A 22,190-nucleotide genomic window follows, 5' to 3' on the forward strand; every position below is an offset into this window, starting at 1 on the left:
GCCTGCTACGTCTGAGGTGCGCAGGCCCACAGCGCAACTTGTAGCATACGGGGGCAGCCGGGCCGGGTCAATGCGCGAAGGCGCACACCCGGGGCGGATCACCGCATACCCGGCACACAACCTTTCTCCTGAGGTCACGCGGGCCACAGGGAGCCTTCTCGGTGACACCTCGGGTGACACCGAAGGGCGGGTTGCACGGAAGAGTACGACGAGGGAGCCGATCATCCAAGAGCCCGCATCGTCCGAACCGGCCTTCGAGCCGGAAGCCACCCGACGTGACGCCGACGTCACCGAGAGCTCCCGGGCCAACCGGGGCTGGTGGGACCGCAACGCGGACGAATACCAGGTAGAGCACGGCACCTTCCTCGGCGACGACCGCTTCGTGTGGGGTCCCGAGGGTCTGGACGAGGTGGAGGCGGAGCTGCTCGGCCCGCCGGAGGAGCTGAAGGGCAAGTCGGTCCTGGAGATCGGCGCCGGCGCGGCCCAGTGCTCGCGCTGGCTGACCGCGCAGGGCGCGCGTCCGGTAGCCCTGGACCTCTCCCACCGCCAGCTCCAGCACGCGCTGCGCATCGGTGGATCGTTTCCGCTGGTGTGCGCCGACGCGGGCGCGCTGCCCTTCGCGGACGCCTCGTTCGACCTGGCCTGCTCGGCGTACGGGGCGATGCCCTTCGTCGCCGATCCGGTGCAGGTCCTGAAGGAGGTGCGGCGGGTGCTGCGGCCGGGCGGCCGTTTCGTGTTCTCGGTGACCCACCCGATCCGCTGGGCGTTCCCGGACGAGCCGGGCCCGGAGGGGCTGACCGTGTCCTCCTCCTACTTCGACCGCACTCCTTATGTCGAGCAGGACGACCAGGGCCGCGCGGTGTACGTGGAGCACCACCGGACGCTGGGCGACCGGGTCCGCGACATCGTGGCGGGCGGCTTCCGGCTGGTGGACCTGTTGGAGCCGGAGTGGCCGGCGTGGAACTCGTCGGAGTGGGGCGGCTGGTCGCCGCTGCGCGGGAACCTGATCCCGGGGACGGCCGTCTTCGTCTGCGAGCGGGACTAGCCGGTTCCGCCGCCGCTCGCTCCGTCTCTTCCCTCGTACCTGCACGCACGCGTACAGGGCGTTTTCGGGGGCGTACGACACTGGGGGTGTGATTCCCCGTGACGACGCCCTGGCCGCGCTGCCCGTGCGGGCCGCCCTGCCCGCCCTGAACGACGCTCTGGACGGGCACGGGACAGCCGTTCTCGCCGCGCCGCCCGGCACCGGCAAGACGACGCTGGTGCCGCTCGCCCTGGCCGGGCTGCTGGGCGAGGGGCCCGCGCGGCGGGTGGTCGTGGCCGAGCCGCGGCGGATCGCGGCGCGGGCGGCGGCCCGGCGGATGGCGTGGCTGCTGGGCGAGCGGCCCGGGGAGAGCGTGGGCCACACCGTGCGCGGGGAGCGGGTCGTCGGGCGGCACACGCGCGTGGAGGTCGTCACGACCGGTGTGCTGCTCCAGCGCCTTCAGCGCGATCAGGAGCTGACGGGCGTCGACGTGGTGGTGCTGGACGAGTGCCACGAGCGGCATCTCGACGCGGACACCTCGGCCGCCTTCCTGTGGGACGTGCGCGAGACGCTGCGGCCCGACCTGCGGTTGGTGGCGGCCTCGGCGACGACGGACACGGCCGGGTGGGCGCGGCTGCTGGGCGGGGCACCGGTGGTGGAGGCCCACGGGTCCGTCTTCGGCGTCGAGGTGGTGTGGGCGCCCCCGGCCCGCCCCGTGCGGCCGCCGCACGGCATGCGGGTGGATCCCGCGCTGCTGGCGCATGTGGCGTCGGTGGTGCGGCGAGCGCTGGCCGAGCGGCCGGGGGACGTGCTGTGCTTCCTGCCGGGCGTCGGGGAGATCGCGCGGGTCGCGGGGCTCCTGGGTGAGCTGGGCGGCGTGGACGTGCTCCAGGTGCACGGGCGGGCGCCGGCGGCGGTGCAGGACGCGGTGCTGGCTCCCGGTGGGCGGCGCCGGGTCGTTCTGGCGACGTCCGTTGCGGAGTCCTCGCTGACGGTGCCCGGGGTGCGGGTGGTCGTCGACTCGGGGCTGGCGCGGGAGCCGCGCGTGGACCACGCGCGCGGGCTGAGCGCGCTCGCGACCGTACGTGCCTCGCAGGCGGCGGGCCGGCAGCGGGCGGGGCGGGCCGGGCGGGAGGCGCCGGGTGCGGTGTACCGGTGCTGGGCCGAGGCCGAGGATGCGCGTCTGCCGTCGTTCCCGGCCCCGGAGATCAGGGTGGCCGACCTGACGGCGTTCGCCCTCCAGGCGGCGTGCTGGGGGGACCCGGACGCCTCCGGGCTGGCGTTGCTGGATCCGCCGCCGGCCGGGGCGATGGCGGCGGCGAGGTCTCTGCTGGGGGCGATCGGGGCGGTGGACTCCGTCGGCCGGGCCACCGGGCGGGGGTTGCGGCTGGCCCGGCTGGGACTGCACCCCCGGCTGGGCCGGGCTCTGCTGGACGGGGCCGCGTCGGTGGGGGTGGAGCGGGCCGTCGAGGTGGTCGCGTTGTTGAGCGAGGAGGCCCCGCGGGAGTACGGCGACGATCTGGCCGCCGCTCTGCGGAGTGCCCGGCGGGGAGGTGACGCCTACAGCGCGCGGTGGCGGACGGAGGTGCGTCGGCTGCGGGGCGTCGTCGCCACCGTCGATGACCCGCTCTCCCTGAAGGCGGACATCGAGGCCCCGGAGCGGACCGGGCCCTCTTCCGGCGCCACACCGCCGGCAGCCGCCGCTGCCGATGCCCCGGCCCCCACCTCACCCGGACCCCACCCTGGGCCCGTCCCCGTCCCCGTCCCCGTCCCCGCCGCCGACACCGGGCCGGCCGCGAGGGCCACGCCCGGCGCGAGATCCGAGGCCGCCCCGGAACCCGGGACCGACGCGCCGCCCGGAACCGGGCGAGAGCCCGAGGTCGGCGCACAGCCCGGGCCCGGCGCGGGGCCCGGCACCAACGCCCGGACCGCGACCGCCCCGAAGCCCGTCACCAATGCCCGGCCCGGAACCGGCGCGGAGCCCAAGAACGGTGCTGAGGCTCGTTCCGGTGGTGTGGCCGGGTTCGATGCGCTTGTCGGGCTCGTTGTCGCGCTCGCGTTTCCCGAGCGGCTCGCGAAGGCCGACGGGGGTTCCTTCCTCATGGTTTCCGGTACCCGGGCCGAGGTCCGCGAAGGCACCGGTCTGCGTGGTGCGTCCTGGCTCGCCGTGGCCGTCGCCGACCGGCCCGTCGGGAGGGGGCACGCGCGGGTGCAGCTCGCGGCGGTGGTGGACGAGGACGTCGCCCGGCTGGCGGCCGGCGTGCTGCTCGACGAGCGGGACGAGGTCCACTGGGCCGACGGGGACGTCGTGGCGCGGCGGGTGGAGCGGTTGGGTGCCGTGGAGCTGGCGGCGCGTCCCCTGCGGAACGCCGATGCCGGGCTCGTCCGCGGTGCGCTGGTGGAGGGGCTGGAGAAGGAGGGGCTGGGGTTGCTGCGGTGGTCGCCCGAGGCGGTCGGTCTGCGGCAGCGGCTGGCGTTTCTGCGGTGGCATCTGGGGGATCCGTGGCCCGACGTCTCCGACGGGTCGCTGCACGCGCGTGTGGACGAGTGGCTGGAGCCCGAACTGGGCCGGGCGCGGCGGCGCAGCGATCTGGGGCGGATCGATGCCGGGGAGGCGCTGGGGCGGCTGCTGCCCTGGGCGTCCGGCGAGGCGGCCCGGCTGGAGGAGCTGGCGCCGGAGCGGATCGCCGTCCCGAGCGGGTCCAGGATCCGGATCGACTACGCCGACCCGGAGCGGCCGGTCCTCGCGGTGAAGTTGCAGGAGATGTTCGGGCTTCAGGAGTCGCCGAGGGTGGCCGGGGTGCCGTTGCTCGTGCACCTGTTGTCGCCCGCCGGGCGGCCCGCGGCGGTCACGGCCGACCTCGCCTCCTTCTGGAGGGACGGCTACAAGGGGGTGCGGGCGGAGTTGCGGGGCCGGTATCCGAAGCATCCCTGGCCCGAGGATCCGGCCGGCGCCGAGCCGACCCGGTACACCAACGCGCGGCTCAGGCGGTGACCGGCCGCGGTGCGGCGGGTTCGGTGGCGGTGGGTTCGTCCGGGCGGCGGGCGCGGGCCTCCAGGTAGAGGGAGAGGGACATCAGCAGGACGCCTAGCAGGAGGAAGCCCCAGGGCAGGTAGGCGGTCAGGAGCAGGACCAGGGTGCGGTTGGACTTGACCATGGCCACGGTGTGCTCGATGTAGTCCTCGCGCATCTTCACGTGGCCGGCGAACGCGGTGACCTTCGCGCGGCCGCTGAGCAGGGTGCCGCCGCGCAGTTCCTCCTGGTGGATCTCCTCGCCGTTGACGGGTGCGCCGGTGACCGGTTCGACCCAGAACTTGCGGACCGTGGTGTACCAGCGGGTGGTGCCGGTCTTGGCGATGTCCGCCGGGGTGATGCCCTTGACCGGCATCGTCTGGGGCATGGGGACCTTGGTCCAGGGGACGGTCTGCTCGAAGTAGTAGACCTTCAGGCCGCGGAAGGTCTGGGTGCCCTTGTAGTGGATGGGGGCGCTGGTGCGGGTCTGCGCGTCGAAGTACTCGTAGTCCCGCTTCTCCGTCAGGAACGGCCACTTGAACTCGATGCCCTCCCGGCGCACGGGGGTGCCGTCGACCATCTCACCGGTGGCGTGGACGGGCTCCTGGGTGTGGGCGTCGAAGATGTACCGCTCGGGGACCTTGGAGACCATTTTGCCGTCGGGGCCCAGGACGTAGGACAGGCCGTCCCAGACGACGACGTCCCGGCCGGCCGTCTTCTCGATCTTCTCGGAGGCCTCCACGTCGCCCTTGAGGGTCTGCACGATGGTGACCTTGGGGACCGTGCGGGCGACCAGGCCGTCGTAGTCGAGGAGGGTGGCGTTCTTCGCCTCCAGGACCATGGTCTGGTACTCGTTCGCCGGGATTTTGGCGAGGCGCGGGAAGGCGTACCAGCGCAGCAGGGGGGACAGCGCCGCGAAGAACACGGCGAGGGCGAGCAGGATCAGGCCGGCCTTGCGTCGCATCTCGGCCTCCTTCGCGGGCGGTACCGGCGGGCGGGGCGGTCACGGGTGTGCGGGGACGGTCGTCAGCAGGGGTTTCGGGGAGGTCTTGCCGGCCGGTGTGCCCAGCGCGGTGAGGGTGAGGACCAGGGCGAGCGCGACGGCGAGACCGGTCGCGGCGGCGATCAGGGCGCGCATACGGGCCTCCCGGTGGAGCGGCCACAGGAACCGACAGTGGAGCTGATGGGCCGTCAGGTCGGGCACGGTAGCAACGGGCGGCCGAGATGAGAACACGTCGCACACGACGGCGGCGCCCCTCCGGGAAGAGGGGCGCCGCCGCGTTGCCGTGCGAAGGGGGTTACGAACCGGAGGTCGTCGACTCCGACTCGCTGGGCGTCGGGCTCGGCGTCGAGGCCGCCGCGGCCGTGACGGTGAGTTCGAGCGTCAGGGTCGCGCCGCCGGTGGTGGTGACGCGGAGCAGGTAGGTGCCCTCGGTGTCGTCCGCGTACAGCTTGGGCAGTTCCAGCAGGCCGTTCGCGTCCGTCTGGAGGTCCAGGGTGCGGACGGGGTTGCCGGCGGAGTCCTTGAAGTAGGGGCCCTTGTCGTTCACGGTCGGGTCGTCGGCCGACTTGACCAGGGTGGCGGTGGCCGCGACCTTGTCCGCGACGGCGCCCTTGTAGGTGGCCTTCACCTCGACCTGGTCGGCGAACTCGCCGCCGGCGGTGCAGGTCAGCGCGGTGCTGCCGGTACGGGCGAGGGTGTCCGCGGCGCGGGCGGTGACGGTGGCCTTGTAGTCGAGGGCGGAGACTGTGCGGCCGAGGACGGTGGCACGGACGGTGAAGTCGCCGGTCTTCTCGCCCGCCTTGAGGGCGGGGGCGAGGGCGACGCCCTTGCTGTCGGTGTTGATCACGGCGAGGCTCTCGCCGCCCGTGAAGGTGGTGTCGGTGTCGCCGACGATGGTGAAGCGGATCCTGACCTTGGCGACCGCCTTGCCGGCCGCCGTCTCCGCGCGCGTGCTGATGCGGTCGGTGTACGTGTCGCCCGCCATGGCGGCGAGGCTCGCCTTGCCCGCGTACTCGAGGTGCCCGACCGTCTCGGTGGGCGTCGGCGTCGGGGTGCTGGGCGTCGACGGCGTGCCGGGCGTGCTCGGTTTGCCGGGCGTATTGGGCGTATTGGGTGTACTGGGTGTCGGCGTGGTGCTCGGCGTGGCCGGTGCGCCGGGTGTCGACGGGGTGGAGGGCGAGGCGGGCGTGGACCCGGTGCCGTCGTCGCTGCGGTTGTCCGGCACGCTGCCGCTGCCGTCGGGGATCTCGTGCGTGCCCTTGCGGTAGTACTCGAGCCACGACAGGACGGTGTTGAGGTAGTCCGTCGAGTTGTTGTAGCTGAGGATCGCGCTGCGCATCCCGGACGTGGACGACATGTCCCAGTCGTACCGGCACAGGTAGTGGCCGGCGGCGAGCGCGGCGTCGTAGATGTTGTTGGGGTCCTTCTTGTCGTCGCCGTTGCCGTCGCGGCCCGCCCACGCCCAGGTGGACGGGATGAACTGCATGGGGCCCACGGCGCGGTCGTAGGTGCTGTCGCCGTCGTACGCGCCGTTGTCGGTGTCACTGATGTTCGCGAAGCCGACGCCGTCGAGGACCGGTCCGAGGATCGGCGTGATGGTCGTGCCGTCGGCGCGGACGTTGCCGCCGCCGGCCTGGCCGGACTCGACGTTGCCGATCGCGGCGAGGAGTTGCCAGGGCATGTTGCAGCCCGGCTTGGACTGCGCGAGCTCCGCCTCGGCCTTCTTGTAGGCGTCCAGGACGGTCGCCGGGATGCCCGACTCGGTGGTGCCGGTGGCGGCCGGGGTGGTGGAGGTGCTCTCACTCGGCGCGGGGTTCGGGCTCTTCAGCGGCGGCAGGTCCGTGTAGTACGGCGAGTTGCCGGTGGCGCCGTCACCGGTGCCGGTGCCGGCGTCGGCGGCCGACGGGGTGTCGGCGGCGGTCTGTCTGCCGTGACCGTCGGCCGTGACGTCCGGTGCCTGGGACGCGGCGAGAGCCGCGACCGCCAGTGCGGCCACGGTCGTGTTGACGGCTCCCTTGCGCAGCCTCGTGCCGAAATGCGCCGACATGAAGTGAAACCCTCCCGTGGACGCGGTACGTCCGTCTTTTCTCCTGCACCTGCCGTTGCGGCCGTTGCCGCTGTCGCAGCCGTTACTGCCATGACCGCCGGTACTGCCATACCGCCGCTGCTGCGTACTGCCGTACTGCTGTCGCCACCGGTGTGACGATCAACCCGCCCCGCAGGTTGCACCCATGGGCGGTTTGCACTGCTCTGTCCTTCTGTTCGACGTGCCTGCGGGCGCGCCGACCCAGGCGACCCTACGACAACTTCTTTTGCACCGGCACCCGTTCGGGCGTCGTTTTCACCGGCCGGCCATGTGCCGTTGGCCGGGAACCGTGCCCCGCATACTGGACGTCGTCGATCACCGGGCCGACCGGCCCGTCAACGTCCGCCCCGGGGAGCCCCGTTGCCGTTCACCCTCAGTCACGCGGCGGCCGTGCTGCCCGCCGTGCGCGCCGACGGCACCGGTCGCGGGTCCCTGGTCCCGGCCGTCCTCGTGGCGGGTTCCTTCGCTCCCGACATGACCTACTACGCGGCGAGTGTCCGCTCCGGTGCCATGGAGTTCGGCGACGTCACTCACTCCCTCCCCGGCGTGTTCACGGTCGACGTGCTCGTCGCCTGGACACTGGTGGGGCTCTGGCTGCTGGTGCGCGAACCGCTGGTGGCACTGCTGCCACGGGCCCGGCAGGGCCGGACGGCGGCACTGACCCGCTGCGGAGCGCCACGCGCGCGTGTACGGCCGTCCACCGTCCTGTGGTGGTACGTCTCCGCTGCGCTCGGCGCGCTGACCCACGTGGTGTGGGACGCGTTCACGCACCTCGACCGCTGGGGCATGCGGCTGTTCCCCGTCCTCGGCGAGAGCGTCGCCGGCGCACCTCTGTACTGGTACCTCCAGTACGGGGGTTCGGCCGTGGCCGCTGTCGTGATCGCCGTGTTCCTTGTTCACGCGCTGCGCCGGGCGCCCGTTGGCGAGCCGGTGGGGGTCGCGGTGCTTTCGGTGCGGGACCGGTGGTGGGCGGGTGCCGTGGCCGGCGGTTGCGCGTCGGCCGCGGCGGTCCTGCGGGCGACGCGCTGGTGGGAGTACTGGGGGCCGCGCGAGGCGAAGGTGTGGGAGCTGATCCCGACCCTGTGCTTCGGGGCGGGCGCGGGGCTGGTGCTGGGGGTGCTGCTGTACGCCGTCGGCGTGCGGCTGTGGCGTCCGGCCCGCCCGGCCGCCCGGGATGCCCGCGCCGGGCGGCCCGATCCCGAGGGGGTCAGCGTGCAGCGGAGTCGTCCCGGCGTCCGCTGAGCGGGTTCGCCGCCGCGGCGAAGAGAGGGATACGGCGGTCCGTACTGGGCTCGGCGGAGCCGCGGCCGAGGACGCCGAGGGCCGCGAGCAGGCGACGGCGTACCGTCTCGGCCCGCAGGCGCCGCCGACTGTCCTCCCGGCGGACGAACCGGGCCAGGAGCCTGGTGAGGGCCGGACGGCGAAGCCGGGCGGTGGCCGCGCGCAGGCCGTGACACGGGTCCCCGGGATGCGGGGAGTTGCGGCGCCGGGCGCGAGGGCGGGGCGGGGCCGCGGCCGGTGAAAACAGGGTCGCGGCCGGTGAACAGGGTCGCGGCCGGTGAACAGGGTCAGGGCCGGCGAGCAGGGTCGCGGCCGGCCTGCGTGTCCGCGGCCGTCGTGGCGTGCACGCGTGCGTGGGCCTTACGGCGGTGAAGCATGCGTATACCCATGGCGGCATCCTGGCGGGCCGGAGCCGGAAGGGGCCTGTTCTCGGGGGCCACGCGGGGTGAGGGCCCTTCAGGGGGCGCTCAGGGGGCGCGGCCTGGGTGACGAAGAGGCCCCCCGTCAGGCGTCGCTCTGCGTCGGGAGACGGGAAAGGGACCCTGCCCGTATCGACAGGGACCCTCTCAACGCACCAAGCCCGGGGCAGGCGGGAGAGGCCCCCGAGGCCGGAGAGGCCTCGCGGGTGGACCCCGCCGCCCCGCCGCCGGAGGCTAGTGGGCCGCCGACTCCCAGTCCGCGCCCGCGCCGACCGACACGTCCAGCGGGGCCCTGAGCTGGACGGCGCCGGCCATCTCACGACGGACCAGTTCCTCGACCGCCGCACGCTCGCCAGGGGCGATCTCCAGGACGATTTCGTCGTGGACCTGGAGCAGCATGCGGGACTTGAGGTCCGCCGCGCCCAGTGCCGCGGCCACCTTCAGCATGGCGAACTTGACGATGTCCGCCGCCGTGCCCTGGATCGGCGCGTTGAGTGCCATGCGCTCGGCCGCCTCACGGCGCTGCCGGTTGTCGCTGTTGAGGTCGGGCAGATAGCGGCGGCGGCCGAACAGCGTCGCCGTGTAGCCGGTCGCCCGCGCCTCGTCGACCGCGCGGCGCAGGTAGTCCTGGACGCCGCCGAAGCGCTCGAAGTAGGCGTCCATCAGGCCACGGGCCTCGCCCGCGTCGATGTTCAGCTGCTGGGACAGGCCGAACGCCGACAGGCCGTACGCCAGGCCGTAGGACATCGCCTTGATCTTGCGCCGCATCTCCGCGTCCACCGCGGTGCGCTCGACGCCGAACACCTGGGAGGCGGCCGTGGTGTGCAGGTCCTCACCGGAGGTGAACGCCTCGATCAGGCCCGCGTCCTCCGACAGGTGGGCCATCACCCGCAGCTCGATCTGGCTGTAGTCGGCCGTCATCAGGGACTCGAAGCCCTCGCCGACGACGAAGCCGCGGCGGATCGCCCGGCCCTCGTCGGTGCGGACGGGGATGTTCTGCAGGTTCGGGTCCGTGGACGACAGGCGGCCGGTCGCCGCCACCGTCTGGTTGAACGTGGTGTGGATGCGGCCGTCCGCGGCGATCGTCTTGATCAGGCCCTCGACGGTGACCCGGAGCTTCGCCTGCTCGCGGTGGCGGAGCATGATGACCGGCAGCTCGTTGTCCGTCTGGCCGGCGAGCCAGGCCAGGGCGTCGGCGTCGGTCGTGTAGCCGGTCTTGGTCTTCTTCGTCTTCGGCAGGCCCAGCTCACCGAAGAGGACCTCCTGGAGCTGCTTGGGCGAGCCCAGGTTGAACTCGTGCCCGGCCGCCGCGTGCGCCTCCTTCACGGCCTGCTGGACGGCGCCCGCGAACATCTGCTCCATGGCCTCCAGATGGGCGCGGTCGGCAGCGATGCCGTGCCGCTCCATGCGGGCCAGGAGGGCGGAGGTGGGCAGCTCCATGTCGCGCAGCAGGTCGGCCGCGCCGACCTCCTCCAGACGGCCGCGGAACGCCTCGCCGAGGTCGACGATCGTGCGGGCCTGCACCATGAGGGCCTCGGCCTCGGCGCCGTCGTCCGCACCGAAGGCGAGCTGTCCGTCGGCCGCGGCGGCGGGCGCCAGCTCACGGCCCAGGTACTCCAGGGACAGCGCGTCCAGGTCGAAGGAGCGGCGGCCCGGCTTGACCAGATAGGCGGCGAGGGCCGTGTCCATCCACACGCCGGCGACGGACCAGCCGTGCTCGGCGAAGACACGCATCGCGCCCTTGGCGTTGTGCAGCACCTTGGGACGGTCCCCGGCGGCGATCCAGGCCGCCCACGCGTTCTCGTCGGCCTCGTCCAGTTCCGCCGGGTCGAACCAGGCGGCGGCTCCCCCGGCCGCGGCGAGCGCGACCTCGGCGACCGAGCCCGCGCCCAGCCCCCAGGTGTCGACGGTGGCGACGCCGAGGGTCTCGGTGCCGTGCTCCGCGAGCCAGCCGGCCAGCTCGCCGGTGCCCAGCACCGTGCCGTCCAGCTCCACCCCGGCGGTGATCACCGGTGTCGCCTCGGCCTCCTCACCGCCCGGGTCGACGGCGAGCAGCCGCTCACGCAGCGACGGGTTCCTGATCTCCAGGGTGTCCAGGATCATCGCGACCGCCGTGCGGTCGTACGGGGCACGCTCCAGTTCGACGACCGTCCTCGGCAGCTCGACGGTGCGGACCATCTCGGTGAGGCGGCGGTTGAGCTTGACGGCCTCCAGGTGGTCGCGGAGGTTCTGCCCGGCCTTGCCCTTGACCTCCTCGACCCGCTCGACGAGCTCCGCGAACGAACCGAACTGGTTGATCCACTTCGCGGCGGTCTTCTCACCGACCCCGGGGATGCCCGGCAGGTTGTCGGACGGGTCGCCGCGCAGCGCCGCGAAGTCGGGGTACTGGGCGGGCGTCAACCCGTACTTCTCGATGACCTTCTCCGGGGTGAACCGGGTCAGTTCCGAGACGCCCTTCGTCGGATACAGCACCGTGGTGTGCTCGGACACCAGCTGGAAGGAGTCGCGGTCGCCGGTGACGATCAGCACCTCGAAGCCCTCGGCCTCGGCCTGGGTGGCGAGGGTGGCGATGACGTCGTCGGCCTCGAAGCCGTCCACCGCGAACCGCGAGACGTGCATCGCGTCGAGCAGCTCGCCGATCAGCTCGACCTGGCCCTTGAACTCGTCGGGCGTCTTGGAGCGGTTGGCCTTGTACTCGGTGAACTCCTCGGAGCGCCAGGTCTTGCGGGACACGTCGAAGGCGACCGCGAAGTGCGTGGGCGCCTCGTCACGCAGGGTGTTGGCCAGCATCGACGCGAAACCGTAGATCGCGTTCGTCGGCTGGCCCGTCGCGGTGGTGAAGTTCTCCGCGGGCAGCGCGAAGAACGCGCGGTAGGCCAGCGAGTGCCCGTCCATGAGCATCAGGCGGGGCCGGCTGCCGGCGGGGGTGTCGGTCTTCTTCGCTGCTGTCTCTGCCACGCCCCCGATCCTGCCACGCCCCACTGACACTCGGTCCCGGCCGCCCACGTCCCGCCCGGATCCCCGGGCCGTCCGCCGCCCGCTGCCGGCTGTCCGTCGCCCACCAGCGCCGCCCACGGCCCGCCCGTCGACCACGGCCTGCCGCCGCCGCCCCGCCGCCCGCCGCCCGCCGCCCGCCGCCCGCCGCGAGCTTTGCTGCCGCTCGCCGACCGGCCCGCACGTTAACGCTGTCGGTGCCTCGTGCGAGGATCGCGGAGGTGTATGGCACAGGCGAGCGAAGGAGAGCGCGCGATGGCAACGAAGCCGCCCAAGGCCGATCCGGTCCAGGACGCGCCCCAGGTCGCCGAGCCGAAACACGTGGCGGCGGGCCTGCCCGCCGTCGGGCACTCCCTGCGGATCGCCCAGCAGCAGATGGGTGTCAAGCGCACCGCGCTGACGCTGCTGCGCGTCAACCAGAAGGACGGCTTCGACTGTCCGGGCTGCGCCTGGCCCGAACCCGAGCACCGGCACACCGCGGAGTTCTGCGAGAACGGCGCCAAGGCGGTCGCCGAGGAGGCGACCCTGCGCCGGGTCACCCCCGAGTTCTTCGCCGCGCACCCCGTCGCCGACCTCGCCGGCCGCAGCGGCTACTGGCTCGGCCAACAGGGACGCCTCACACACCCCATGTACCTCCCCGAAGGCGGAGAGCGCTACGAGCCGGTCACCTGGGAGCGCGCCTTCGACATCATCGCCGAGGAGGTGTCCGCCCTCGCCACCCCCGACGAGGCCGTCTTCTACACCTCGGGCCGCACCAGCAACGAGGCCGCGTTCCTCTACCAGCTCTTCGCCCGCGAGCTCGGCACCAACAACCTGCCGGACTGCTCCAACATGTGCCACGAGTCGTCCGGCTCGGCCCTGTCGGAGACCATCGGCATCGGCAAGGGCAGCGTCCTGCTCGAGGATCTCTACCAGGCCGACCTGATCATCGTCGCCGGACAGAACCCGGGCACCAACCACCCGCGCATGCTCTCCGCCCTGGAGAAGGCCAAAGCCGGCGGCGCGAAGATCATCAGCGTCAACCCGCTGCCCGAGGCGGGCCTGGAGCGCTTCAAGAACCCGCAGACCCCCAAGGGCCTTGCCGCGGGCGCCGCGCTCACCGACCTCTTCCTCCAGATCCGCATCGGCGGCGACCAGGCCCTCTTCCGCCTCCTCAACAAGCTGGTCCTGGAGACGGACGGCGCCCTCGACAAGGCGTTCATCGGCGAACACACCCACGGCTTCGAGGAGTTCGCCGATGCGGCCCGCGCCGCCGACTGGGACGAGACGCTCACCGCGACCGGCCTCACGCGCGCGCAGATCGAGGAAACCCTGCGCATGGTGCTCGCCTCCGAGCGCACCATCGTCTGCTGGGCCATGGGTCTCACCCAGCACAAGCACTCCGTGCCGACGATCCGCGAGGTCGTCAACTTCCTGTTGCTGCGCGGCAACATCGGCCGTCGGGGCGCGGGCGTGTGCCCGGTGCGCGGCCACTCGAACGTGCAGGGCGACCGGACCATGGGCATCTTCGAGCGGCCCGCGCCCGCCTTCCTGGACGCCCTGGAGAAGGAGTTCGGCTTCACACCCCCGCGCGAGCACGGCTTCGACGTCGTCCGCGCCATTCGCGCGCTGCGCGACGGCGAGGCGAAACTGTTCTTCGCGATGGGCGGCAACTTCGTCTCCGCCTCCCCGGACACGGAGGTCACCGAGGCGGCCATGCGACGCGCCCGGCTGACGGTGCACGTGTCGACGAAGCTCAACCGCTCACACGTCGTGACGGGCGCGCGGGCCCTGATCCTGCCGACGCTCGGCCGCACCGAGCGCGACCTCCAGGGCGGCGGCGAGCAGTTCGTGACCGTCGAGGACTCCATGGGCATGGTGCACGCCTCGCGCGGCCGCCTCGCGCCCGCGAGCACGCACCTGCTGTCCGAGCCTGCCATCGTCTGCCGCCTCGCGCGCCGCGTGCTCGGCGAGGACAGCAAGGTGCCGTGGGAGGAGTTCGAGAAGGACTACGCGACGATCCGCGACCGCATCGCACGCGTGATCCCCGGCTTCGAGGACTTCAACGCGCGCGTGGGCCGCCCGGAGGGGTTCACCCTCCCGCACGCCCCGCGCGACGAGCGCCGTTTCCCCACCACGACCGGCAAGGCGAACTTCACCGCCGCCCCCGTCGAGTACCCGCGGCTGCCCGAGGGCCGCCTGCTCCTGCAGACGCTGCGCTCGCACGACCAGTACAACACCACGATCTACGGCCTCGACGACCGCTACCGGGGCATCAAGAACGGCCGCCGGGTCGTCCTCGTCAACGCCGAGGACGCCCGCGCGCTGAAGCTCGCCGACGGGTCCTACGTGGATCTGGTGAGCGAGTGGCGGGACGGCGTGGAGCGGCGGGCACCCGGCTTCCGGGTCGTGTTCTACCCGACCACGCGGGGCTGCGCCGCCGCGTACTACCCGGAGACCAACGTCCTGGTGCCGCTGGACGCGACCGCGGACACCAGCAACACCCCGGCCAGCAAGTCCGTCGTCGTCCGTCTGGAACAATCGGCTACCGACTGAGCGTTTGCTCAGCGACGCTGGACTGTGATCCACGCTGGACTGTGATCGACGAACGGAGCCGGGCCCCATGGGCGAGCAGCAGCACGTGAAGTTCCCGCAAGAGGTCATCGACGAGTACGCGGCACTCGGCATCGACATCCTGGCCCTGTTCTCCGCCGGACACCTGGGCAACCGCATGGGCGTGGAGATCGTCGAGGCCTCCGCGGACCGGGTCGTCGGCACCATGCCGGTCGAGGGCAACACCCAGCCCTACGGACTGTTGCACGGCGGCGCCTCCGCGGTCCTCGCCGAGACCCTCGGCTCGGTCGGCGCCATGCTGCACGGCGGCAGCTCCAAGATCGCCGTCGGCGTCGACCTGAACTGCACCCACCACCGCGGAGTCCGCTCCGGCCTGGTCACCGGCGTGGCCACACCCGTCCACCAAGGCCGCTCCACGGCGACGTACGAGATCGTCATCAGCGACCCGGAGGGGCGCCGCGTGTGCACCGCGCGGCTCACCTGCCTGCTGCGGGACGTACGGGCCGGCGACGGACCGCAGGCACGCCCCGCCGGCTGACGGCGTCGGCGTCGGCGTCGGCGCTCCGGAGAGTCGGCCCCGGCGCCGGCGCTCCGGAGAGTCACACGCGCGTGCCCGTTGCTCCCCGCCACCGCGGCGGCCTAGCGTCGGGGCATGACCACGGGAGGAGCCGCACGGGCGCGCGCGGCGGGGCGGCCGCTCGGACCGGCGTGGCCGGCGGCCTTGCTGACGGGCCTCCTGGCGACCGGCTGCGCCGCCTCCGGGACCGCCGACGCGAGCGGCACCCCCGCACCGTCCCCGCCCCCGTCCTCGCTCTCGTCGCCCTCCCCGTCCACGATCCCGCCCGGGGAGTTGTGCACCCGCATCGTCGCCCACTGGTCGCGCGAGGTCCTGGACAGCACCACCTACGGGGACTACCAGTCGATGGGGCTGTCCAACGGCCAGTACGAGATCCTGCGGACCGTCGTGGACGCCGCGCGGGCCGCGAAGAAGCGCCAAGGAGCCGAGGCGGCGGACGAGTTGATCGACCGCGAGGCGGCCGAGGGCTGCGCCGACCGGTACCGCTCGGGCACCCCGACCGAGGGACCGTGGCAGTGAGCGGCACAGGCCCCGTGGAGCCCGGCGAGGGCACACACGCGTGGGACACCTCCGACGCCGACCGCACCACCGCGGCCACCCACACCCCCGGCCCCGCCGACGCCCTCGACACGGACGCACTCGACACGGACGCCACAACTCCCGCCGCCCCCCTGCTCCGCAGGCTCGCCCGCCACCATGCGACCCACCGCCGGGCCGCGTCGGCCGCCCTCACCGCGATGCTCCTCCTCGCGGGCGGCGGTTACCTCTGCGCGACCCGGCCGCACGACACCGAACGGGCAACGCCCGCACCGCCGTTCCCGTCCCAGGTGGTGGACGTCACCTACCTCGGCCAGGTGGCCGTACCGCCCGGCACCCGCCCCCGCACCTTCGCCTTCGAGGTGCTGCTCGGCGTGGACTCCGGTCCGCCGGTCACCGTGACGCGAGTGGCCCAGCCGTATGCCGGGCTTTCCCTGACGTCGGCCCCGCGGGCTCCGTTCCGGACGAAAGCGGGTTCCGTCCGCAAGGTCGTCATCACCATGCACGCAACGGAATGCGAAAAAATCCCGAGAGACGCGGGACTTCCTTTCATAGACGTAACTCTACGTAATGCGCGCGCAATACAGGTCCACAGCTACATCCTGGGCACGCACTATGCGCACGACCTGTCCGAGGCCCTACAAGTCGCCTGTAGCAACGATTCAGGTCATCACCAAAACGCCCGAGACGCCTGAACCGACCCGGGTTCGTCCTGCACGTTCTCACCATGTGGACAGGGCGAATCGGCCTGAATTCAGCCGTTCCACCCACCAAGTACCGCTCTGCATTACCTCGTGTCATAACAAGAGCGTCACAGCATGGGTCAGACCCTCCTCTACGTCAGCTTCACCCGCTTAGAGTCACGCCCAGTCACCGCGCGGCTGGAATACCCCTTCGGCCCAGCGCTCGACTCGGCCTCTTCCAGGGGGGAGAGCCGCCCAGGGAAAGGACTGGAACGTGCGTCAACGTTCGCTCATCGCCATTACCGCCGCGCTGTCCGCGGGAGCACTCACCCTCACCGCCTGCGGTTCGCGTGACAGCGACAACAAAGGCTCCGACAGCGGCGGCACCACCGTCACCATCGGTGTCGACGCGCCGCTGACCGGCGACCTGTCCGCCATGGGCCTCGGCATCAAGAACTCGGCCGACCTGGCCGTCAAGAACGCCAATAAGCAGAAGTACGTCGACGGCGTCACCTTCAAGATCGTCTCCAAGGACGACCAGGCACAGCCCTCCGCGGGCCAGCAGAACGCCGCCGCCCTCGTCGCCGACAAGAGCGTCCTCGGCGTCGTCGGCCCGCTGAACTCCTCCGTCGCCGAATCGATGCAGAAGGTCTTCGACGACGCCAAGCTCGTCGAGATCTCCCCGGCCAACACCGGCGTCTCCCTCACCCAGGGCGCCGACTGGCAGAACACCAAGAAGCGCACCTACAAGTCGTACTTCCGCACCGCGACCACGGACGCCGTCCAGGGCCCGTTCGCCGCCCAGTACGTCTTCAACGACGCCAAGAAGAAGAAGGTCTTCGTCATCGACGACAAGAAGACCTACGGTGCGGGCCTGGCCGGCACCTTCACCGAGGAGTTCAAGAAGCTCGGCGGCACGATCGTCGGCACCGAGCACATCAACCCCGACAGCAAGGACTTCTCCGCGGTCGCCACCAAGGTGAAGAACTCCGGCGCCGAGGTCGTCTACTACGGCGGCGAGTACCCGCAGGCCGGCCCGCTCAGCAAGCAGATCAAGGCCGCCGGCGCCAAGATCCCCCTGGTCGGCGGCGACGGCATCAACTCCGCCGACTACATCCCGCTCGCCGGCGCCAGCGCCACCGGTGACCTGTCCACCTCCGTCGGCGCCCCCGTCGAGGAACTCCCCTCGGCCAAGCAGTTCGTCGCCGACTACAAGGCGGCCGGCTACAAGGACGCCTACTCCGCCTACGGCGGCTACGCCTACGACTCCGCCTGGGCCATCATCGAGGCCGTCAAGAAGGTCGTCGCGGACAACGACGGCAAGCTGCCCGACGACGCCCGCGCCAAGGTCACCGCCGCCGTCCAGAACGTCTCCTTCGACGGCGTCACCGGCAAGGTCTCCTTCGACGAGTACGGCGACGCCACCAACAAGCAGCTCACCGTCTACGCCGTCGAGAACGGTGCCTGGAAGGCCGTCAAGTCCGGCACCTACACCGGCTGACCCACACCCGCACCACAGCTGAGCCGCGCGGGGCGCTGTTCCACAAGCGCCCCGCGCGGACTCGCATCCGGCCCCCCGTCGAAACATCCGAACCGTCTCGGAGGACATGCGGTGAACGAACTGCCGCAGCAGCTGGTCAACGGCCTGCTACTGGGATCCATGTACGGCCTTGTCGCCATCGGCTACACAATGGTCTATGGCATTGTCCAGCTCATCAACTTCGCCCACGGCGAGATCTTCATGACCGGAGCGTTCGGCGCTCTCACGGTCTACGCGTACATACTGCCCGACGGCACATCCATGGCCATCGCCCTGCCACTGATGCTCGTCGGAGCCGTGATGGTCTCCGTGACCATCGCCGTGGGAGCGGAACGGTTCGCCTACCGCCCCCTCCGCAACGCCCCACGACTCGCCCCGCTCATCACCGCCATCGGCCTCTCCCTGGCCCTCCAGCAGGCCGTATGGGCCTGGTACCCCGAGGCCAAGTCCGCCCGCACCTTCCCCGAGATCCCCGGCGGACCCTTCGAGATCGGCAACGTCACCATCCAGACCGGTGACGTCTTCCTGCTCATCGCCGCCCCCATCAGCATGGGCATCCTCGCCTACTTCGTCATGAAGACCCGCACCGGACGCGGCATGCAGGCCACCGCCCAGGACCCCGACACCGCCAAACTCATGGGTGTCAACACCGACCGCATCATCGTGATCGCCTTCGCCCTCGGCGCCACCTTCGCCGCCGTCGGCGCCGTCGCCTACGGCCTCAAGTACGGCCAGATCGACTTCCGGATGGGCTTCATCCTCGGCCTCAAGGCCTTCACCGCGGCAGTCCTCGGCGGCATCGGCAACATCTACGGAGCCATGATCGGCGGCGTCGTCCTCGGCATCGCCGAAACCATCGCCACCGCCTACATCGCCGACATCCCCGGCATGGACAAGTTCGGCAGCCAGTCCTGGGCCGACGTCTGGGCCTTCGTACTCCTCATCCTCGTGCTCCTGCTGCGGCCACAGGGCCTGCTCGGCGAGCGCGTCGCGGACAGGGCGTGACACCGATGACGACACAGACCACCACCGCCGAAGCGCTCGACAAGCCCGCTTCCGCCCAGGCCGGCCTCATCGGCATCCCGGCAGCCGCCGGCCGCGCCCTCGCCACCGGCGGCGGCATCCTCACCATCATCTCCACCTTCCTCGCCTGGACCTGGACCTCCGCCTTCCCCGGCGACCTCACCGTCTACGGCTACCCCGGCGGCCTCCAGGTCCTCGTCCTCATCGGCGCCGCCCTCACCACCCTCTTCGCCCTCGCCACCTACGGCATCAAAGGCCTCGGCTGGCTCATCCCCGCCGGCGGCGACGGCGCCATCAAGTTCGCCGCCCTCGCCACCTTCGCCACCAGCTGGTACACGGTCATCGCGATCAGCACCAACCTCGGCGGCGTCGTCAACCTCGAAATCGGCGGCTACCTCGTCGCCATAGGCAGCCTCGCCGCCTTCCTCGGCGCCCTCGCCCTGCCCTTCGAGCACCCCGAGGCCGACCCGATCGACCCCGACGACACCTCGTGGGAGCACACCCGGCACAAGGCCGCCCACAAGTGGGAGACCGTCAAAACCGCCTTCGCCTCCGGCACCGCCAAGCCCCTCGGCAAGCTGCCCTCCTACGCCGAGATCCTGATCATCGTCGCCGTCCTCGCCCTCGGCCTCACCGTCTTCACCTACGGCATCGGCACCGAGTACGACGAACTGTTCGTCGGCTTCCTCATCACCGCGGGCTTCGGCTTCGCCGCCCTCAACAAGGCCGGCCTCGTCGCCCAGGCAAGCCAGATCACCGCCCGGCACCAGAGCATCACCACCTGCGGCGCCTTCGTCACCGCCGCCCTCTTCCCCTTCACCCAGACCGACGACCAGTACGCGACCATCGGCGTCTACATCCTCATCTTCGCCACCGTCGCCCTCGGCCTGAACATCGTCGTCGGCCTCGCCGGCCTCCTCGACCTCGGCTACGTCGCCTTCCTCGGCGTCGGCGCCTACGCAGCGGCCATGGTCTCCGGGTCCCCCAGCTCCCCCTTCCACGTGCACTTCCCGTTCTGGGCCGCCGCACTAGTCGGCGCCGGCGCATCCCTCGTCTTCGGCGTCCTCATCGGCGCCCCGACCCTGCGCCTGCGCGGCGACTACCTCGCCATCGTCACCCTCGGCTTCGGCGAGATCTTCCGCATCACCGCCAACAACCTCGACGGCACCTCGGGCCCCGACATCACCAACGGCTCCAACGGCATCTCCTCCATCCCGAACCTGAACATCCTCGGGTTCGACTTCGGCGCCGTCCACGACATCGCCGGATACAGCATCGGCCGCTTCGCCAACTACTTCTTCCTGATGCTGATCATCACCGCCGTCGTCGTCCTCGTCTTCCGACGCAGCGGCGACTCCCGCATCGGCCGCGCCTGGGTCGCCATCCGCGAGGACGAGACCGCCGCCCTCGCCATGGGCATCAACGGCTTCCGCGTCAAACTCATCGCCTTCGCCGTCGGCGCCTCCCTCGCCGGACTCGCCGGCACCGTCCAGGCCCACGTCACCTACACCGTGACACCCGAGCAGTACCTCTTCGCCGGCCCCATTCCCCCCAACTCCGCCTTCCTCCTCGCCGCAGTCGTCCTCGGCGGCATGGGCACCATCAGCGGCCCGCTCATCGGCGCGTCCCTGCTGTTCCTCATCCCCAACAAGCTCCAGTTCCTCGGCGACTACCAGCTCTTCGCCTTCGGTCTCGCACTCATCCTGCTGATGCGCTTCCGCCCCGAGGGACTCATCCCCAACCGGCGCCGCCAGCTCGAATTCCACGAAGACGCGGAAGCGCCCACCGTCCTCACGAAGGCAGGGGCCTGACCACCATGACCACCGACACCACCACCAAGGACGCCCCTGCCGCCCCTGTCGGCGAAACGGTGCTCGACGCCCGCGGCGTGACCATGCGATTCGGCGGCCTCACCGCCGTCCGCAACGTCGACCTCACCGTCAACAGCGGAGAGATCGTCGGCCTCATCGGCCCCAACGGCGCAGGCAAGACCACCTTCTTCAACTGCCTCACCGGCCTCTACATCCCCACCGAGGGAGAGGTCCGCTTCAAGGGCAACGTCCTGCCCCCCAAATCCTTCAAGGTCACCGCCGCCGGCATCGCCCGCACCTTCCAGAACATCCGCCTCTTCGGCAACATGACCGTCCTGGAAAACGTCCTCGTCGGCCGCCACACCCGCACCAAAGAAGGCTTCTGGTCGGCCGTCCTGCGCCTCCCCTCCTTCCACAGGGCCGAAGCCGCCTCCCGCGAACGCGCCATGGAACTCCTCGAGTTCATCGGCCTGGAGAAGAAGGCCGACCACCTCGCCCGCAACCTCCCCTACGGCGAACAGCGCAAGCTCGAAATCGCCCGGGCCCTGGCCAGCGAACCCGGACTGCTCCTCCTCGACGAGCCCACCGCCGGCATGAACCCCCAGGAAACCCGCGCGACCGAAGAGCTCGTCTTCGCCATCCGCGACAAGGGCATCGCCGTCCTCGTCATCGAGCACGACATGCGCTTCATCTTCAACCTCTGCGACCGCGTCGCCGTCCTCGTCCAAGGCGAAAAACTCGTCGAAGGCGACAGCGCAACCGTCCAGGGCGACGAACGAGTGGTCGCCGCCTACCTCGGCGAACCCTTCGAAAACGCCCCCGCCGACGAAGACACAGCCGAAGTCGAGGCCGCCGAAGCCAACGCCGGAAGCGCCCAGACCCCGACGGACGCCGCGCCCGGCAAGGAGAACGACCGATGACCGCACTGCTCGAAGTCGAGGACCTCCGAGTCGCCTACGGCAAGATCGAAGCCGTCAAAGGCATCTCCTTCAAGGTCGAGGCCGGCGAGGTCGTCACCCTGATCGGCACCAACGGCGCCGGCAAGACCACCACCCTGCGCACCCTGTCCGGCCTGCTCAAGCCCGTCGGCGGCCAGATCAAGTTCAACGGCAAATCGCTGAAGAAGACCCCCGCCCACGACATCGTCTCGCTCGGACTCGCCCACTCCCCCGAGGGGCGGCACATCTTCCCGCGCATGACGATCGAGGACAACCTCCGCCTCGGCGCATTCCTCCGCAGCGACAAGCAGGGCATCGAAAAGGACATCCAGCGCGCCTACGACCTCTTCCCCATCCTGGGAGAGCGCCGCAAGCAGGCCGCCGGCACCCTGTCCGGCGGTGAGCAGCAAATGCTGGCCATGGGCCGCGCCCTCATGTCCCAGCCCAAACTGCTCATGCTCGACGAACCCTCCATGGGCCTCTCCCCCATCATGATGCAGAAGATCATGTCCACCATCGCCGAACTCAAGGCGCAGGGCATGACCATCCTGCTCATCGAACAGAACGCCCAGGCCGCCCTGTCGCTCGCCGACCACGGCCACGTCATGGAGATCGGCAAGATCGTCCTCTCCGGCACCGGCCAGGACCTCCTGCACGACGAGTCCGTCCGCAAGGCGTACCTCGGCGAGGACTGAGCACCCCCCTCGC

16 protein-coding genes are annotated in these 22,190 nt (G+C 71.3%); 12 read left to right on the forward strand and 4 right to left on the reverse strand.

Features of this window, described 5'->3' with window-relative positions; genetic code table 11:
- Positions 1–70 precede the first annotated feature (70 nt).
- Together ACFWBB_RS35035 and ACFWBB_RS35040 are read left to right on the forward strand one after the other, a co-directional pair.
- Entirely contained in the window at positions 71–1,045 is a 975-nt protein-coding gene (locus ACFWBB_RS35035; RefSeq protein ID WP_385280878.1) for a class I SAM-dependent methyltransferase, read from the forward strand.
- 91 nt (positions 1,046–1,136) lie between these two features.
- Positions 1,137–4,019: an ATP-dependent helicase C-terminal domain-containing protein gene (locus ACFWBB_RS35040; RefSeq protein ID WP_385280924.1), complete on the forward strand. Its 2,883-nt coding sequence runs from the start codon at positions 1,137–1,139 to the stop codon at positions 4,017–4,019.
- On the opposite strand, the gene ACFWBB_RS35045 is transcribed toward ACFWBB_RS35040, so the two are convergent.
- From ACFWBB_RS35045 to ACFWBB_RS35055, 3 genes are all read right to left on the reverse strand, one after another.
- Positions 4,009–5,001 (reverse strand): DUF3068 domain-containing protein, encoded by a 993-nt coding sequence (locus ACFWBB_RS35045; RefSeq protein WP_385280881.1) that lies wholly within the window; start codon positions 4,999–5,001, stop codon positions 4,009–4,011. The genes ACFWBB_RS35040 and ACFWBB_RS35045 overlap by 11 nt on opposite strands.
- Positions 5,002–5,040: 39 nt before the next feature.
- The gene (locus tag ACFWBB_RS35050; RefSeq protein ID WP_355703757.1) at positions 5,041–5,175 is read right to left on the reverse strand and encodes an SPW_0924 family protein; all 135 of its coding nucleotides are present in this window, start codon (positions 5,173–5,175) and stop codon (positions 5,041–5,043) included.
- Positions 5,176–5,335: 160 nt separating this feature from the next.
- The gene (locus tag ACFWBB_RS35055; RefSeq protein WP_385280884.1) at positions 5,336–7,087 is read right to left on the reverse strand and encodes a lytic transglycosylase domain-containing protein; all 1,752 of its coding nucleotides are present in this window, start codon (positions 7,085–7,087) and stop codon (positions 5,336–5,338) included.
- Between the two features lie 399 nt (positions 7,088–7,486).
- Here ACFWBB_RS35055 and ACFWBB_RS35060 point away from each other — a divergent pair, with 399 nt between their 5' ends.
- Entirely contained in the window at positions 7,487–8,368 is an 882-nt protein-coding gene (locus tag ACFWBB_RS35060; RefSeq protein WP_385280887.1) for a DUF4184 family protein, read from the forward strand.
- A 692-nt stretch (positions 8,369–9,060) separates the two neighbouring features.
- On the opposite strand, the gene polA is transcribed toward ACFWBB_RS35060, so the two are convergent.
- The gene (gene polA, locus ACFWBB_RS35065) at positions 9,061–11,784 is read right to left on the reverse strand and encodes a DNA polymerase I (RefSeq protein WP_385280890.1); all 2,724 of its coding nucleotides are present in this window, start codon (positions 11,782–11,784) and stop codon (positions 9,061–9,063) included.
- Positions 11,785–12,075: 291 nt separating this feature from the next.
- Between polA and ACFWBB_RS35070 the strand changes: the two genes are divergently transcribed.
- The 9 genes from ACFWBB_RS35070 (at position 12,076) to ACFWBB_RS35110 (ending at position 22,177) form a co-directional block, all read left to right on the forward strand.
- Positions 12,076–14,355, forward strand: a complete 2,280-nt coding sequence (locus ACFWBB_RS35070; RefSeq protein WP_385280893.1) for an FdhF/YdeP family oxidoreductase — start codon at positions 12,076–12,078, stop codon at positions 14,353–14,355.
- 67 nt (positions 14,356–14,422) lie between these two features.
- Positions 14,423–14,911, forward strand: a complete 489-nt coding sequence (locus ACFWBB_RS35075) for a PaaI family thioesterase (RefSeq protein ID WP_385280896.1) — start codon at positions 14,423–14,425, stop codon at positions 14,909–14,911.
- A gap of 114 nt (positions 14,912–15,025) precedes the next feature.
- Complete coding sequence (locus ACFWBB_RS35080) at positions 15,026–15,469, forward strand: hypothetical protein (RefSeq protein ID WP_385280898.1); 444 nt, start codon at positions 15,026–15,028, stop codon at positions 15,467–15,469.
- Positions 15,466–16,182 (forward strand): Tat pathway signal sequence domain protein, encoded by a 717-nt coding sequence (locus ACFWBB_RS35085; RefSeq protein WP_385280901.1) that lies wholly within the window; start codon positions 15,466–15,468, stop codon positions 16,180–16,182. The genes ACFWBB_RS35080 and ACFWBB_RS35085 overlap by 4 nt, the downstream gene beginning before the upstream one ends.
- A 262-nt stretch (positions 16,183–16,444) precedes the next feature.
- Positions 16,445–17,671 carry a branched-chain amino acid ABC transporter substrate-binding protein gene (locus ACFWBB_RS35090; RefSeq protein ID WP_385280904.1) on the forward strand — a complete coding sequence of 409 codons (1,227 nt, stop codon included), beginning with the start codon at positions 16,445–16,447 and terminating at the stop codon, positions 17,669–17,671.
- Between the two features lie 111 nt (positions 17,672–17,782).
- Positions 17,783–18,715 carry a branched-chain amino acid ABC transporter permease gene (locus tag ACFWBB_RS35095; RefSeq protein WP_385280907.1) on the forward strand — a complete coding sequence of 311 codons (933 nt, stop codon included), beginning with the start codon at positions 17,783–17,785 and terminating at the stop codon, positions 18,713–18,715.
- 5 nt (positions 18,716–18,720) lie between these two features.
- The gene (locus ACFWBB_RS35100) at positions 18,721–20,544 is read left to right on the forward strand and encodes a branched-chain amino acid ABC transporter permease (RefSeq protein WP_385280910.1); all 1,824 of its coding nucleotides are present in this window, start codon (positions 18,721–18,723) and stop codon (positions 20,542–20,544) included.
- A gap of 5 nt (positions 20,545–20,549) precedes the next feature.
- The gene (locus ACFWBB_RS35105) at positions 20,550–21,464 is read left to right on the forward strand and encodes an ABC transporter ATP-binding protein (RefSeq protein WP_385280913.1); all 915 of its coding nucleotides are present in this window, start codon (positions 20,550–20,552) and stop codon (positions 21,462–21,464) included.
- Complete coding sequence (locus ACFWBB_RS35110) at positions 21,461–22,177, forward strand: ABC transporter ATP-binding protein (protein ID WP_385280915.1); 717 nt, start codon at positions 21,461–21,463, stop codon at positions 22,175–22,177. The genes ACFWBB_RS35105 and ACFWBB_RS35110 overlap by 4 nt, the downstream gene beginning before the upstream one ends.
- Positions 22,178–22,190 lie beyond the last annotated feature (13 nt).

The sequence above is a fragment of the Streptomyces sp. NPDC060000 genome, assembly GCF_042737375.1.
In the GTDB taxonomy this organism is placed as follows: Bacteria; Actinomycetota; Actinomycetes; order Streptomycetales; family Streptomycetaceae; genus Streptomyces.

Bases quoted from the DNA above. Each gene is read 5' to 3' on its own strand.
- ACFWBB_RS35045 (WP_385280881.1), bottom strand. From the start codon at position 5,001: ATGCGACGCAAGGCCGGCCTGATCCTGCTCGCCCTCGCCGTGTTCTTC.
- ACFWBB_RS35050 (WP_355703757.1), bottom strand. From the start codon at position 5,175: ATGCGCGCCCTGATCGCCGCCGCGACCGGTCTCGCCGTCGCGCTCGCC.
- ACFWBB_RS35055 (WP_385280884.1), bottom strand. From the start codon at position 7,087: ATGTCGGCGCATTTCGGCACGAGGCTGCGCAAGGGAGCCGTCAACACG.
- ACFWBB_RS35105 (WP_385280913.1), top strand. From the start codon at position 20,550: ATGACCACCGACACCACCACCAAGGACGCCCCTGCCGCCCCTGTCGGC.
- ACFWBB_RS35075 (WP_385280896.1), top strand. From the start codon at position 14,423: ATGGGCGAGCAGCAGCACGTGAAGTTCCCGCAAGAGGTCATCGACGAG.
- ACFWBB_RS35070 (WP_385280893.1), top strand. From the start codon at position 12,076: ATGGCAACGAAGCCGCCCAAGGCCGATCCGGTCCAGGACGCGCCCCAG.
- ACFWBB_RS35110 (WP_385280915.1), top strand. From the start codon at position 21,461: ATGACCGCACTGCTCGAAGTCGAGGACCTCCGAGTCGCCTACGGCAAG.
- ACFWBB_RS35100 (WP_385280910.1), top strand. From the start codon at position 18,721: ATGACGACACAGACCACCACCGCCGAAGCGCTCGACAAGCCCGCTTCC.
- ACFWBB_RS35035 (WP_385280878.1), top strand. From the start codon at position 71: ATGCGCGAAGGCGCACACCCGGGGCGGATCACCGCATACCCGGCACAC.
- ACFWBB_RS35080 (WP_385280898.1), top strand. From the start codon at position 15,026: ATGACCACGGGAGGAGCCGCACGGGCGCGCGCGGCGGGGCGGCCGCTC.